Genomic DNA, 12,222 nt, shown 5'->3' on the forward strand with positions numbered 1-12,222 from the left:
CGCAGGACTGTGCCAAAACGCGGGGGCCGTGCGATGGATGGCCCCCGCCGGAATGCTTAATGCCTCGGCCGTCGATTTATGCTATCTGTCGCGGGGTCATACGGCGCGGCGATGTGGCGCTGCAGCACAAAAATCATCCTTCCTAAAAGTAAGATATCTATGCGCTTGTTTCTTATAATCTGTGTCCTTGTCGCGTGCAGCTTGATTGTATCGACACTGTGGGTTGGATGGGAAATTACCCTGACATCTGAAAGCGGTATGGTCGAGCTGGCGGGGCTGATTGTATTCGCGCTTGGCGCTGTGCTTTCACTTTGGCGCATGCCAAAGGACGCATGGCGCCATTGGTGGCCAATTCCGACAGTCTTCGTTCTGTTCTGCCTGCGCGAATTGGACGTGCATGACGCGTTCTTTACGCCCGGCCTGCTGCAGACCAAAATCTTTACCAGCGCAGCCCCGCTGTGGCAAAAGGGCGTGTCAGCCGCTGCCATGGGCGGCATACTATTAACGCTCGTGCTGCTTGTGATGCGCGGGACGCGGCCTCTCATTCATGCGTTGCGGAACGGTCAAGGCTGGGCCTGGGCCATCGCCGGCGGAGTTTGCTTTGCGGTTGCGTCGGTTTTGGTCGATGGGGCCGACAGGCAGTTGGCCGCGATCGGCGTGACGCTGCCATATGCAGATGCGCCAATCTGGACTGCTGTAGAGGAGATACTGGAGCTTTGCTTTGCGCTGTCGCTGATTTTCGCGATCTGCAAATGGGGCCGGAACGACGCGGGCCTTCGCGCGGCCTGACGTCGGCAGAATTGACCACTTTTGTTGGTGCCGCGGCAAAGTCGCATACAAAAAGGGGCCGCGCATTGCACGGCCCCTTTGTCGTTCAAGCGTGCAAGGCTTAGGCCATCGCGTCCAGCAGGCTTTCCCCGCCAGAGATGTCGCATTGGCCGGGGCCGGGCTCTTCGTTCAGGATGGTGACGACACCGTCCTTGACCAGCATCGCATAGCGCTTGGACCGGTTCACAAAGCCGACGGGCGGCGCAGAGAATTCCATGCCGATAGCTTTGGTGAATGTCGCCTCGGCGTCGGCCAGCATGGTGATGCCTGCGTCAATCGCGCCGGTCGCATCGCCCCAAGCCTTCATCACGAAAGGGTCGTTGACGGAGATGCAGATCACCTCGTCCACGCCTTTGTCCTTTAGCTGCGGCAGCGTGCGGATAAAGCTGGGGACGTGGGCCGTGGTGCAGGTGCCGGTATAGGCGCCGGGCAGGCCAAAGATGACGACGGTGCGGCCCTTAAGTTTGTCCGCCATCGCGACGGACTGCGGGCCATCAGCGCCCATGGTCAGAACGCTGGCATCCGGCAGCGTGTCACCTGTTGTGATGGTCATAAGCGTTTCCCTATCTGAATTGCCTCTGTCACGCATAGGCATATAGGGTGCGCGGCGACAGGGCCAGTAGAGGGAAGTCACGATATGCGCAGGATTTTGGTGATTGGCGGCGGTCAAGCGGCGGCGGCTTTGATTGGCAAGCTGGTGGCGAATGGCGTGACGTCCGGAATCACACTGGTCAGCGGCGAACCGCACGCCCCTTATCAGCGCCCGCCCCTGTCCAAGGCGTATTTGCTGGGTGACATGGCGCAGGACCGGCTCTTTTTCCGGCCCCCGGCCTGGTATGCGGATAACGGCGTGACCCTGCGGCTGGGCACAAGGGCTGTTGGCGTTGATGCGACGTTGAAGCAGGTGACGATGAGCGGCGGCGATGTGCTGGACTACGACGATCTGGTGCTGACCACCGGCGCATGGCCGCGCACCCTGCCCGCCAGTATTGGCGGCAGCTTGGACAACGTCTTTGCCGTGCGCGATCTGGCGGATGCGGACGCGATGGCACCGCACTTCAAGGAAGGCGCGCGCTGTTTGATCGTCGGCGGCGGCTATATCGGGCTAGAGGCGGCAGCGGTGGCGGCCAAGCGCGGCGTCACGGTCACGCTGGTCGAAGCGGCAGAGCGTATCTTGCAGCGCGTCGCCTGCCCCGAAACCTCTGACTATTTCCGCAATCTGCACCGCAGCCACGGTGTCGATATCCGCGAAGGGAGCGGCCTTGTGCGGCTGACGGGCGACGGCGCGGTCACAGGGGCCGAACTGGCGGATGGCACCACGCTGGATATCGATTTTGCCGTGGTCGGCGTCGGGATTGCGCCTGCAACGGAATTGGCGGACGGGGCCGGGCTGACGCTGGATAACGGCATTGCCTGCGACGCCCATGGCCGCACATCGGATCCACATATCTGGGCGGCGGGCGATTGCGCCTCTACCCCAGTGCCGGGCGGGCGCGTGCGGATTGAAAGTGTGGGCAATGCGATTGATCAGGCGGAAATCGTCGCGCAGAACTTGTTGGGGCATGATGTGACCTATCAGCCTGCGGCGTGGTTCTGGTCGGATCAATACGATGTGAAACTGCAAATTGCGGGGCTGAATACCGGTTATACCGACGTCTATGTCAAACCGGGCGACGGGCTGGCCCGGTCGCATTGGTATTACAAAGGCGATCAGTTGATCGCCATCGACGCCATGTCGGACGTGCGCAATTACATGGTCGGCAAGCGCCTGATAGAGGGCCGCATCAGCCCTGCGCCAAGTGTGGTGATCGACCCGAGCACGGATATGAAGGCCTTGCTGCGCCCATGAGGATTATCGCAGGCACACACCGCGGCACGGCGCTGGTTCCCGTCGGCGCAGGCGACGCAGGCGCGCATCTGCGCCCTACCACGGACCGCGTGCGGGAAAGCTTGTTCAACGTGCTGCAAGGCGGCCGCTTTGGCGATCCGATCCGGGGCGCGGCGGTGCTGGACCTGTTCGCAGGGACCGGCGCGCTGGGGCTAGAGGCACTATCGCGCGGCGCATCCCACGTCACATTCGTCGATGACGGCAAGGTCGCGCAGGGGCTGATTGCGGGTAATATCGCCAAGGTAAAGCGCGGGGCCGACTGCACCGTCCTGCGCTGCCGCGCCGACACTTTGCCACCTGGAAAAGTGTGCGGGCTGGTGTTTCTTGATCCGCCTTATGACCACCACCTCGGCCTGCCCGCCCTGCGCGCGGCGCGGGCGGCAGGCTGGATCGCAGCGGGCACGGTCGTGGTCTGGGAAGAACGCAGTACCCAGATCGCGCCGCAAGGGTTCAAATCCCTCGACACACGCCGCTACGGCGACACATGGATCACGCTGATGGAGGCGATATGACACCTGAACTGGTGATTTTCGATTGCGATGGCGTGCTGGTGGACACAGAGCCGACGACGGACCGCGTCATCTCGGCCAACCTTGCACGCTATGGGCTTAGCATCGCGCCCGACATGGTGCACAAGATGTTTGGCGGTGGCACCCTGATGGGCATCGGTGAAGAGGCCCGGCGCATGGGTGCGGACCTGCCCGGCAACTGGCTAGACCAGACCTATGACGAAGTGTTTGCGGCGCTCGCGCTTGGCGTTGATGTGATGCCCGGCGTAGTGGATCTGCTGGACAAGCTTGATGCCGCAGGGATCCCGACGGCCATCGCGTCGAACGGGCCGCTGGCCAAGATGAAGGTGTCGTTGACGCCGTCTGGCCTGCTGGACCGCTTTGCCGGGCGGATTTATTCGGGCCACGATTATGCGCCCAAACCCGCCCCCGCGATGTTGCTGCACGCCATGGATGTGGCGGGCGCTGCGCCAGTGGCGACGTGGATGATTGACGATATGCCTGCGGGTTGGGATGCGGCGGCGGCAGCGAGATGCGGCTGCTTCGCCTATGTCGCTGAAGGCGGCGCTGCGCGGGCCGGTGGCCATACGGCAGTACCCGTGACGCATATGGATCAGATCGCAGCGGCGCTGAACCTGTAAAAAAGCGCCGCCCGTGAAACCCGGGCGGCGCTTAAATCGGTTACTCTGTCGCTGTGCCGCGCGCGGCAGTCATGGCGTCGGTGGCATCTTGGACCAAGGCCGCCCCGTCAAAGCCTTTGGCGTCCATGTCGGCGATCCAAGTTGCGCGAACGTCCTCGCCCAGCGCCTTAATGCGATCTGTTTCGTCGGGCGACAGCACGGCGATTTCGTTGCCGGCGTCTTCCATCACGATGCGGCCTTCAGCGTCGCCGATGTCATGCGCCTTGCCTGCCCAGCGGCTGGCCATCAGGCCGGAATTGGCGTCGATCACCGCCTGCAAATCGGCAGGCATCGCGTCATAGACGTCCTTGTTCATCGCCCACAGGAAATACAGGTTATACAGCGCGTCATCGCCAGCGACGTCGGTGTGGCTGTCCGTCAGTTCGTCCAGTTTCAGGCTGGGGGCCATTTCCCATGTGATCACACCGCCATCAACCACGCCGCGCGACAGCGCCTCTGTGAAGGACGGGACCGGCATGCCGACGGGCAGCGCGCCCATGGCGGTCAGCAGGTCCGTGGCGGGGCGCGACGGGCCGCGCAGCTTGACGCCTGCCATATCTTCGATGGTTTGCGGGGCTGCGCCTTTTTTGTGGATGATGCCGGGGCCGTGCATATGGGCCGCAATCAGGTGGATGTCAGCGAAGTCATCCATCAGATGCGCTTGGGTGTAATGCCACGCGGCGTCGGACGCCTCTTCGCCCGACTTGGGCGTCATAAAGGGCAGTTCCAGCGCCTCGGCTTCGGGGAAACGGCCGGGTTCGTACGACGGGATGACCCAGCCGCCGTCAATGGCGCCGTCGCGGATCAGATCATACTGGCTGGTCGCGGACCCGCCCAGCTGCATGAAGGGGTAGAGTTCGACCTTAATGCGGCCATTCGACTGCGCCTCGACCGCGTCGACCCAAGGCTGCATGAAATAGGTCGGGTTCGCGCTGGCGGGGGACACGAAGTGCTGAAAGCGCAGCGTGACCTCTTGCGCGGCAAGGGGGGTGGACAGGGCAAGCGTGGCCGCAAAAGCGGCAGCAAAAGACTGGTGCATAACTGCATCCTTGAATTGGTGATGTTGGGGGGGTGCCACCGCTAGTGGTGACATTGATATGGGTCAGTTGCGAATGGATTGCAAGTGGGGATCAGGATCTTTTGCCGCTCAGCCGCTCTGACCACAAGATATGCCCAGTCGCCAGCAATGCCACAGCCATGCCGCCAAGGCCCAGTGCCTGCACGCCGCCGATGCCCATGACAACGCTGCCAATCGCCGATCCAGCGGCCGCGCCGATGTAAATCGCAGCGGCGTTCAGTGCCAAAACGATGGGCGCAGCGGCGGGGCGCAGGGCGATGATCCGCATCTGCTGGCCTGCCATCATCGACCAGATGAACAGCGACCACAGCGCGATCAGCGCCACCAGCGCGGGGCTGGGCAGCGGCATTAGGGAAAACAGCGGCAGGGTCGCGACTTGGCCTGCGCACAAGATCAGCAATGTGCGGAATGGCCCGATCCGGTCCGCAATCGCACCGCCCGCCAGATTCCCGATGACCGCCGCCGCGCCAAACACCAGCAAGATCGCGGTGATCCCATCGCGGCCATAGCCCATGGTCTGTTCCAGCAATGGCGCAAGGTAAGTATAAAGCACATAGGCCGCCGCAAGGAACGTCGCGGTAAAGCTAACGGCCAGCATCGTGGGACCGTCGCGCAGGGTGCGCCCCAGCTCTGGCAAGGTGACCGTTTGAAACGCGAGGCCGCTTGGCACAGTGCGCCAGATCAACGGGATGATCGGCAGGGCCAGCAGCGCCACAACGACAAAGGCCGCGCGCCAGCCAAAGGTATAGGCGATGAAACTGCCCGCTGGCACACCCAGCACCTGCGCCAGCGATAGGCCGAAGATGACAGCGGCCAGCGCTTTGCCGCGGCGTTCGGGCGCTGACAGGCCAGCGGCGACAGACGCGCTGACGGGCGTCAGCATGCCAGCGCCAGCGGCGGCCAAAATGCGGGTCAGGTGCAAGGTGAATTCCGTCGGCGCGATGGCCGACAGCAGGTTTGCAACGGCAAACCCGGTCAGCGCATAGGCCAGCACACGCCTGCGCCCGACCGTTCCGGTCAGCGACACCAGCAGCGGCGACAGCACGGCGTAGGCCAGCGCATAGGTCGTCATCAGCCAGCCCGTGCGGCCCGGCGCGATGCCGAAATCCTGGCCCACGGGTGTCAGCATGCCGATCAGCACAAAGGCCCCCATGCCGATGACGAAATTCGCCGCCGACAGGACCGGGATCAGCCGAGGCGGCGTGGTCACTCCACTTGCGTCGGGTAGAACCGTCCGGCGGGCGATGTCGTAAAGACCTCGCAGCCTTGCGCGGTGATGCCGATGGAATGTTCGAACTGGGCCGACAGCGACTTGTCAAAGGTCACGGCAGTCCAGTCGTCGATCAGGACCTGCGTTTCAGGGCGGCCCAAGTTGATCATCGGCTCGATGGTGAAAAACATGCCTTCCTCTAGCACCGGGCCGGTGCCAGCGCGGCCATAGTGCAGCACGTTTGGCGGGGCGTGGAACACGCGGCCAAGGCCGTGGCCGCAGAAATCGCGCACAACCGAACAGCGCTGGGATTCAGCGTAGGCTTGGATCGCATGGCCGATATCACCAAAGGTATTGCCGGGCTTTGCCGCCTCGATCGCAAGCATCAGGCAGTCGTGCGTGACCTCGATCAAGCGGGCCGCTTTGGGCGACGCGGTTCCGGCGACATACATGCGGCTGGTGTCGCCGTACCAGCCATCTACGATGACGGTGACGTCGATGTTCAGGATATCGCCGTCTTTCAGCTTGTCGTCATCGCGGCGCTTTTCAAGATTTTTCGAAATCGTCTCGTCTTTGGCCTTGGGGATCGGCGCGCCGGGGATGCCGTGGCACACGACGTGGTTCACCGAAATGCAGCTGGCGTGCTGATAGCCGCGATAGCCGATGGTGGCAGAGGTCGCGCCTGCTTGCTCTACCCATTCGGTGATCAGCTGGTCCAGCTTGCTTGTTGTCTGGCCGACCACGACGTGATCGGCAATATCGTCAAGGATTTGCGCGGCAAGGCGTCCTGCGCGGTTCATGCCGCCAAAGTCCGAAAGCGCGTGCAGCCGGATGCCGTCGCGGGTGAGTTGTGTGGTGTCGGTCATCGCGTCATACCTGTACTTGCTGTCTATCGCCCACATAGGGCTTTTTATGCCGCACGGCCACCCCGTCAGGGATTCACGCTGCGCACTTCGCCTAATGTGATGCCCTGCGGGGTGATATTGCAATCCATTGCCAGCACCTCCACCCCTGCTGCGCGGGCGGCGTCAAAGGCTGCGCCGTAGGCTGGGTCGATGTCGCGGGCGATGCCGGCGCGGGTGCAATCGGTGCGGGTGATCAGGTAAAACACCATCGCGCGGTGCCCCAATGCCACCATCTGCGCCAGATCCGCCATATGCCGCGCGCCGCGCAGGGTTTTGCTGTCGGGAAATTCAACCAGCGGCGCGGTCCGGCAAAAATTGGCGCTTTTAACCTCTAGATACAAATCAGGGCCGCCGCCCGTCAGCAGGAAATCCACACGGCTTTTATCGGCGTAGGGTACTTCTGATCTGACCTCGGTATAGCCTTCCAGCCCCGGGACCCGTCCGGCCCGCAGCCCCTCGCCCACGATGCGGTTGGGCAGCGCGGTATCAACGCAGACGAAATCGGTCCCCAGTTCCAGAAGCCGCCAGCCGTAGTCAAGCTTGGTCTTAGGATTGTCGTTCGGCTCTAGCCAGATGCGGCTGCCGGGCACAGCGGTGCCGGTCATCGCGCCGGGATTGGGGATATGGGCCGTCACCTCTTGCCCATCCGGCAGCGTGCAATCGGCCAGAAACCGTTTGTAGCGGCGGATCAGCGTGGCGGGGATCAGGGGCGTGGCAAAGTCCATGCGGCGGGCTATACCAACAGGCGAACCCAAGGAGAAGTCCATGTCAAACCCCACCGCCGCCATGTTGGTCATCGGAGACGAGATCCTGTCAGGCCGCACCCGCGATTCCAACACCAACTATCTGGCCAAGGCGCTGACCGACGTCGGCATTGACCTGAAAGAGGCCCGCGTCGTCAGCGACGACCAGCCTGCTATTGTCGCGGCCGTAAAGGCGCTGTCGGACGCCTATGATCACGTCTTTACCAGCGGCGGCATTGGCCCAACGCATGACGACATCACCGCAGACGCGATGGGCGCAGCCTTTGGCGCGCATGTCGGCGTGCGCGACGATGCCCGCGCGCTGCTTCAGGCGCATTACGACCGCGCAGGCACGACCCTGAACGAGGCGCGTTTGCGCATGGCCCGTATTCCCGACGGCGCGGCCCTGATCGACAACCCCGTCAGCACCGCGCCGGGCTTTACCATCAAAAACGTCAACGTCATGGCCGGCGTGCCATCCGTGTTCGAGGCGATGGTAGCGAGCGTGATCAGCAAGCTGGCGCACGGCGCCCCGCTATTGTCGGAAAACTGGCGCATTATGCGCGGTGAAGGCGATGTCGCCGCGCCATTGGCGCAGATCGCGGCGGATCATCCTGACCTGTCGCTGGGGTCCTACCCGTTCCAAAAGGACGGGGCCTACGGCACCAACATCGTCATTCGCGGCACCGATCAGACCCGCGTCGCGGCGGCGATGGCCCAGTTGCAGGCGCTGTTCCCCGCATGACCGACTGGGGCGCGGTGATTGACGCCACTTGGCCTGCCGCTGCGGTGCAGCAGGTCGGCCCGTGGACCCTGCGCAGCGGCACGGGTGGCGGCAACCGCGTCAGTGCGGCGACCGCAAATGGACCTGTTCGTGCGCAAGACATCAGCGTTGCGGCAGATGCCATGCGCGCAGCGGGGCAAGAGGCGCTGTTCATGATCCGCCCCGGCGAGGATGCCTTGGACGCGTTGCTGGCGGAGGGGGGCTATATCAAGCGGGACGAAACCTTGATCCGCGCCTGCCCAACCGCCGCCCTGACCGCCGATCCCGTGCCCCCTGTCACCGCCTTTACCGTCTGGCCGCCGCTGGCCGCGCAGCGCGATATCTGGGCAGGCGGCGGCATTAGCCCCCCAAGGCTGGCGATCATGGACCGGGTGCAGGGGCCGAAAACCACGATCTTTGGGCGGATCGACGACCGGCCAGCGGGCACGCTGTTCGTTGCGATTCATGACGGCATCGCCATGCTTCACGCGCTGGAAATCACACCGGACCACCGCCGCAAGGGTCTTGCACAGCACCTGACCCGCGCCGCCGCCCGCTGGGCACAGCGGCAAGGGGCAGATCAGTTCGCTCTGCTGGTGACCGCAGCCAACGGGGGTGCCAACGCCCTTTACGCAGGGCTCGGCTTGGGCGAAGCTGCCCGCTACCATTACCGCGCTGCCCCGCAGGAGAGTTTATGACCGACACCATGACAGGCCGCCCCACCGCCCTTGATCTGCCGCAGGTGGACCCGCTGCCGCCTGCGACACAAAAATACTTTGATGTGTGTCAGGACAAGCTGGGCATGGTGCCGAACGTGCTGCGCGCCTATGCCTTCGATGTGGCAAAACTGGACGCCTTTACAGGGCTTTACAACGATCTGATGCTGGCAAATTCCGGCCTAAGCAAGCTAGAGCGCGAGATGATCGCAGTCGCGGTGTCGTCGATCAACAAGTGCTTTTACTGCCTGACCGCCCACGGGGCCGCTGTGCGGCAGCTGTCCGGCGATCCCGCGCTGGGGGAAATGATGGTGATGAACTGGCGCGCCGCCGATCTGGATGCGCGGCAAACCGCGATGCTGACCTTTGCGGAAAAGCTGACCGTGGACAGCGCCCGCATTGTCGAGGCGGATCGCCAAGCGCTGCGCGACGCGGGCTTTGACGACCGGGACATCTGGGACATCGCATCGGTCGCGGCCTTTTTTAACATGACCAACCGCGTCGCATCCGCCACCGATATGCGGCCCAACCCCGAATACCACGCACAGGCGCGATGATCCGCAGCCTTTGCCTGATCCTGCTGTGGCCCGCTGCGCTGTCTGCGCAGGTGCTAACCCTGCCCGGCAACGCCGCGATCGAGGTCGAGGAGAACGTGCCGCTGGACAGCTATCCGCTGCCCACGGGTGCGTGGGACGGCACCACTGTGCCGACCCGCACGGTCGAGGGCGCGATGACGCGGCAGGTTTGGCGCGTCGCAGCCAGCGGGCTGGCTAGCCTGCAACTGATGCGTCCCCTGCGCGAACAGCTGCGCACGGCGGGGTACGAGGTGATTTTCGAATGCGACACGCTGGAATGCGGCGGTTTCGATTTCCGCTTTGGCACGCCCATCGCGCCCGCGCCTGCGATGCAGGTGGACCTGAACGATTACCGTTTTTTATCCGCGATTCGGCAAGGCGCGGATGGCCCCCGCGCGGTGAGCCTGATGGTCAGCCGCACGCCGCAAGCAGGGTTTGTGCAGATCATCCGCGTTGTGCCGACGGGCACCGATGCCCCCGCCCTGACCGCCGCCGATGCCCCCACGGCCCGCGCCGCCGCGCCTGCGCCGACTGGTGATCTGGCGCAGGCGCTGACAGATACGGGCCATGCCCTGCTGGACGGTGTCGCGTTTGAAACTGGGGCCGTGGCCCTGATGGATACTGACATGCCCGCCCTGCGAGCGCTGGCGGATTACATGGCGCAGAACCCCGATCAGACGATCAGCATCGTCGGCCATACCGACAGCAGTGGCGGCCTTGATGGGAATATCGCGATTTCGAAACGTCGCGCCGCAGCGGTGATCGAACGGCTGGTGGCCGACTACGGTGCCCCCCGCGCACGGCTGACGCCTGCGGGCATGGGGTATCTTGCGCCCATCGCCAGCAACCTGACGCCCGAAGGGCGCGAGGCGAACCGCCGGGTCGAGGCTGTTGTCACCGGGCCGATTGATTAAAGTTTCGTCCAGACACCCATTTCCGTGCCGCCCGGTTCGAGGAATTGAAACCTGCGACCACCGGGAAAGGTAAAAATCTCTTTCGTGATGGTTGCGCCTGCGTCTTTCACGCGGGCCAAGGCGGCCTCTAGATCGTCGGCATATAGGATTACCAGCGGCGCACGCACTTCGCCGCGTTCAATGCCGCCGCCAAGGCCGGCGTCCTGCACGTCGCGGTAATCGGGGCCGTAGTCGATAAAGGACCAGCCGAAGGCTTTGGTCAGGAACGCCTGCGTGTCTTCAAGCTTGGGCGAGGACAGTTCGACATAGTCAATGCGGGTCGGGAAATCGGACATGGCGGGCTTCCTTTTGGTTGCCCGGATTGTGGCACCCTGCGCCCGTTGGACAAAGAAAAAACGCGGCCCACAATGGGGCCGCGTAAGGTAGGAGCGGGACGCTCCGGTGCAGAAACGGGGGTGGTTACCAGGCTTCGGGACCTTTGTCGGCGAAGGCGTGGACCAGAAAATCAATGAAGGCGCGGACCTTGGGCTGGGTGAAACGGCCCGGCGGATAGACCGCATAGATGCCTTGGGTTTCCACGGGCAGATCGGGAATAGCCTCTTCAACCAAGCCCTTCGCTAGCGCGTCGCCGTAAAGGAAGCTGGGCAGGTAAGCGATACCAAGGCCGCCAACGCAGGCGTTCAGCAAGGATTGGCCGTCGTTCACGGTCAGCCAGCCTGCGGTGCGCACTTGGCGCTTTTCACCCGACGGCGCGGTCAGCTTCCACACGGCAGAGTTCGCAGCGTTGGAATAATGCAGCAGCTTGTGATCGTTCAGATCGTCGATCTTTTCAGGGCGGCCATGCTTTGCGAAATACCCCGGAGAGGCGATCATGCGCCGCGTGGTATCGGTCAACTTGCGGGCGCGCAGTGTGCTGTCCTCAAGCTCTCCTATCCGGATCGCCATGTCGAAACCTTCGGAGATTAGCTCAACAAAGCGGTTATTCAGCACCATGTTGACGGTGATATCTGGAAATTCCGACAGGAAATCCCCCAGCACCGGCGACAGATGGTTTACGCCAAAATCCGTCGCGACAGAAATGCGCAGCAAGCCGGACGGCGCCGATTGCATGGATGTGACAAGGGCGTCCGCCTCTCCTGCGTCGTTCAGCACGCGGCGGGCCCGGTCATAGTAGGCAAGGCCGATTTCCGTCGGGCTGACCCGGCGGGTCGTGCGGTTCAACAGACGGGCACCCAAGCGCGCCTCGAGCGAGGAGACGTGTTTGGAGACAGCGGACTTTGAAATCCCCATCTTCTTGGCTGCGTCAGTAAAACCGCCTTGATCCACGACGGTGGCAAAGGCTTCCATTTCGGTAAGGCGATCCATGCCAATGTCCTAACGCTTCAAAAACTCTTGATGCGTGTTTGGCCGTCA

The 12,222-nt window shown here is 63.3% G+C and carries 15 protein-coding genes; 8 read left to right on the plus strand and 7 right to left on the minus strand.

Translation table 11 applies throughout. From position 1 onward, the window contains the following. Positions 1-159: 159 nt before the first annotated feature. A complete protein-coding gene (locus KBW81_RS12495) occupies positions 160-789 on the plus strand; it encodes a hypothetical protein (protein WP_254247388.1) in 630 nt (209 codons plus the stop codon). A 100-nt stretch (positions 790-889) separates the two neighbouring features. On the opposite strand, the gene KBW81_RS12500 is transcribed toward KBW81_RS12495, so the two are convergent. Further along, on the minus strand, positions 890-1,381 hold the full coding sequence (locus KBW81_RS12500) for a peroxiredoxin (protein WP_254247389.1): 492 nt from the start codon (positions 1,379-1,381) through the stop codon (positions 890-892). An 84-nt stretch (positions 1,382-1,465) separates the two neighbouring features. Here KBW81_RS12500 and KBW81_RS12505 point away from each other — a divergent pair, with 84 nt between their 5' ends. From KBW81_RS12505 to KBW81_RS12515, 3 genes are read left to right on the plus strand one after another with little or no spacing between them, the layout of a single operon-like run. Next, on the plus strand, positions 1,466-2,677 hold the full coding sequence (locus KBW81_RS12505; protein WP_254247390.1) for an NAD(P)/FAD-dependent oxidoreductase: 1,212 nt from the start codon (positions 1,466-1,468) through the stop codon (positions 2,675-2,677). Further along, positions 2,674-3,228 (plus strand): 16S rRNA (guanine(966)-N(2))-methyltransferase RsmD, encoded by a 555-nt coding sequence (gene rsmD / locus KBW81_RS12510; protein WP_254247391.1) that lies wholly within the window; start codon positions 2,674-2,676, stop codon positions 3,226-3,228. Before KBW81_RS12505 ends, rsmD begins: the two co-directional genes overlap by 4 nt. Continuing rightward, positions 3,225-3,866, plus strand: coding sequence for an HAD family hydrolase (locus KBW81_RS12515; protein ID WP_254247392.1), 642 nt, complete (start codon positions 3,225-3,227; stop codon positions 3,864-3,866). Before rsmD ends, KBW81_RS12515 begins: the two co-directional genes overlap by 4 nt. A 40-nt stretch (positions 3,867-3,906) precedes the next feature. Here the strand turns inward: KBW81_RS12515 and KBW81_RS12520 are convergent, their stop codons facing one another. The 4 genes from KBW81_RS12520 to sfsA all read right to left on the minus strand — a co-directional run bounded on the left by KBW81_RS12520 (position 3,907) and on the right by sfsA (position 7,895). After that, positions 3,907-4,944 (minus strand): TRAP transporter substrate-binding protein, encoded by a 1,038-nt coding sequence (locus KBW81_RS12520; protein ID WP_254247393.1) that lies wholly within the window; start codon positions 4,942-4,944, stop codon positions 3,907-3,909. A 91-nt stretch (positions 4,945-5,035) separates the two neighbouring features. Further along, positions 5,036-6,193 carry an MFS transporter gene (locus KBW81_RS12525; RefSeq protein ID WP_254247394.1) on the minus strand — a complete coding sequence of 386 codons (1,158 nt, stop codon included), beginning with the start codon at positions 6,191-6,193 and terminating at the stop codon, positions 5,036-5,038. Further along, complete coding sequence (gene map, locus KBW81_RS12530; protein WP_254247395.1) at positions 6,190-7,059, minus strand: type I methionyl aminopeptidase; 870 nt, start codon at positions 7,057-7,059, stop codon at positions 6,190-6,192. Before map ends, KBW81_RS12525 begins: the two co-directional genes overlap by 4 nt. Positions 7,060-7,124: 65 nt before the next feature. Next, a complete protein-coding gene (sfsA, locus tag KBW81_RS12535) occupies positions 7,125-7,895 on the minus strand; it encodes a DNA/RNA nuclease SfsA (protein WP_367305293.1) in 771 nt (256 codons plus the stop codon). Here sfsA and KBW81_RS12540 point away from each other — a divergent pair. From KBW81_RS12540 to KBW81_RS12555, 4 genes are read left to right on the plus strand one after another with little or no spacing between them, the layout of a single operon-like run. Next, complete coding sequence (locus tag KBW81_RS12540; protein ID WP_254247396.1) at positions 7,864-8,586, plus strand: competence/damage-inducible protein A; 723 nt, start codon at positions 7,864-7,866, stop codon at positions 8,584-8,586. The two genes, sfsA and KBW81_RS12540, sit on opposite strands and share 32 nt — an antisense overlap. Beyond that, on the plus strand, positions 8,583-9,302 hold the full coding sequence (locus KBW81_RS12545) for a GNAT family N-acetyltransferase (protein ID WP_254247397.1): 720 nt from the start codon (positions 8,583-8,585) through the stop codon (positions 9,300-9,302). The genes KBW81_RS12540 and KBW81_RS12545 overlap by 4 nt, the downstream gene beginning before the upstream one ends. A gap of 8 nt (positions 9,303-9,310) precedes the next feature. After that, positions 9,311-9,877: a peroxidase-related enzyme gene (locus tag KBW81_RS12550; protein ID WP_411914390.1), complete on the plus strand. Its 567-nt coding sequence runs from the start codon at positions 9,311-9,313 to the stop codon at positions 9,875-9,877. After that, the gene (locus KBW81_RS12555; RefSeq protein ID WP_254247398.1) at positions 9,874-10,809 is read left to right on the plus strand and encodes an OmpA family protein; all 936 of its coding nucleotides are present in this window, start codon (positions 9,874-9,876) and stop codon (positions 10,807-10,809) included. The genes KBW81_RS12550 and KBW81_RS12555 overlap by 4 nt, the downstream gene beginning before the upstream one ends. Here KBW81_RS12555 and KBW81_RS12560 read toward each other — a convergent pair. Both KBW81_RS12560 and KBW81_RS12565 read right to left on the minus strand, forming a co-directional pair. Next, positions 10,806-11,144, minus strand: coding sequence for a VOC family protein (locus tag KBW81_RS12560; RefSeq protein ID WP_254247399.1), 339 nt, complete (start codon positions 11,142-11,144; stop codon positions 10,806-10,808). The two genes, KBW81_RS12555 and KBW81_RS12560, sit on opposite strands and share 4 nt — an antisense overlap. Positions 11,145-11,268: 124 nt before the next feature. Beyond that, positions 11,269-12,174 carry a LysR family transcriptional regulator gene (locus tag KBW81_RS12565; protein WP_090187029.1) on the minus strand — a complete coding sequence of 302 codons (906 nt, stop codon included), beginning with the start codon at positions 12,172-12,174 and terminating at the stop codon, positions 11,269-11,271. Positions 12,175-12,222: the final 48 nt, after the last annotated feature.

This window comes from Loktanella salsilacus (assembly GCF_024206795.1).
Classification (GTDB): domain Bacteria; phylum Pseudomonadota; class Alphaproteobacteria; order Rhodobacterales; family Rhodobacteraceae; genus Loktanella; species Loktanella salsilacus.

Coding starts and splice junctions, on each gene's coding strand:
- map (WP_254247395.1), bottom strand. CDS start 7,059: ATGACCGACACCACACAACTCACCCGCGACGGCATCCGGCTGCACGCG.
- KBW81_RS12515 (WP_254247392.1), top strand. CDS start 3,225: ATGACACCTGAACTGGTGATTTTCGATTGCGATGGCGTGCTGGTGGAC.
- KBW81_RS12555 (WP_254247398.1), top strand. CDS start 9,874: ATGATCCGCAGCCTTTGCCTGATCCTGCTGTGGCCCGCTGCGCTGTCT.
- KBW81_RS12540 (WP_254247396.1), top strand. CDS start 7,864: ATGTCAAACCCCACCGCCGCCATGTTGGTCATCGGAGACGAGATCCTG.
- KBW81_RS12545 (WP_254247397.1), top strand. CDS start 8,583: ATGACCGACTGGGGCGCGGTGATTGACGCCACTTGGCCTGCCGCTGCG.
- KBW81_RS12505 (WP_254247390.1), top strand. CDS start 1,466: ATGCGCAGGATTTTGGTGATTGGCGGCGGTCAAGCGGCGGCGGCTTTG.
- KBW81_RS12500 (WP_254247389.1), bottom strand. CDS start 1,381: ATGACCATCACAACAGGTGACACGCTGCCGGATGCCAGCGTTCTGACC.
- KBW81_RS12520 (WP_254247393.1), bottom strand. CDS start 4,944: ATGCACCAGTCTTTTGCTGCCGCTTTTGCGGCCACGCTTGCCCTGTCC.
- rsmD (WP_254247391.1), top strand. CDS start 2,674: ATGAGGATTATCGCAGGCACACACCGCGGCACGGCGCTGGTTCCCGTC.
- KBW81_RS12495 (WP_254247388.1), top strand. CDS start 160: ATGCGCTTGTTTCTTATAATCTGTGTCCTTGTCGCGTGCAGCTTGATT.
- KBW81_RS12560 (WP_254247399.1), bottom strand. CDS start 11,144: ATGTCCGATTTCCCGACCCGCATTGACTATGTCGAACTGTCCTCGCCC.
- KBW81_RS12565 (WP_090187029.1), bottom strand. CDS start 12,174: ATGGATCGCCTTACCGAAATGGAAGCCTTTGCCACCGTCGTGGATCAA.
- KBW81_RS12550 (WP_411914390.1), top strand. CDS start 9,311: ATGACAGGCCGCCCCACCGCCCTTGATCTGCCGCAGGTGGACCCGCTG.
- sfsA (WP_367305293.1), bottom strand. CDS start 7,895: ATGACCAACATGGCGGCGGTGGGGTTTGACATGGACTTCTCCTTGGGT.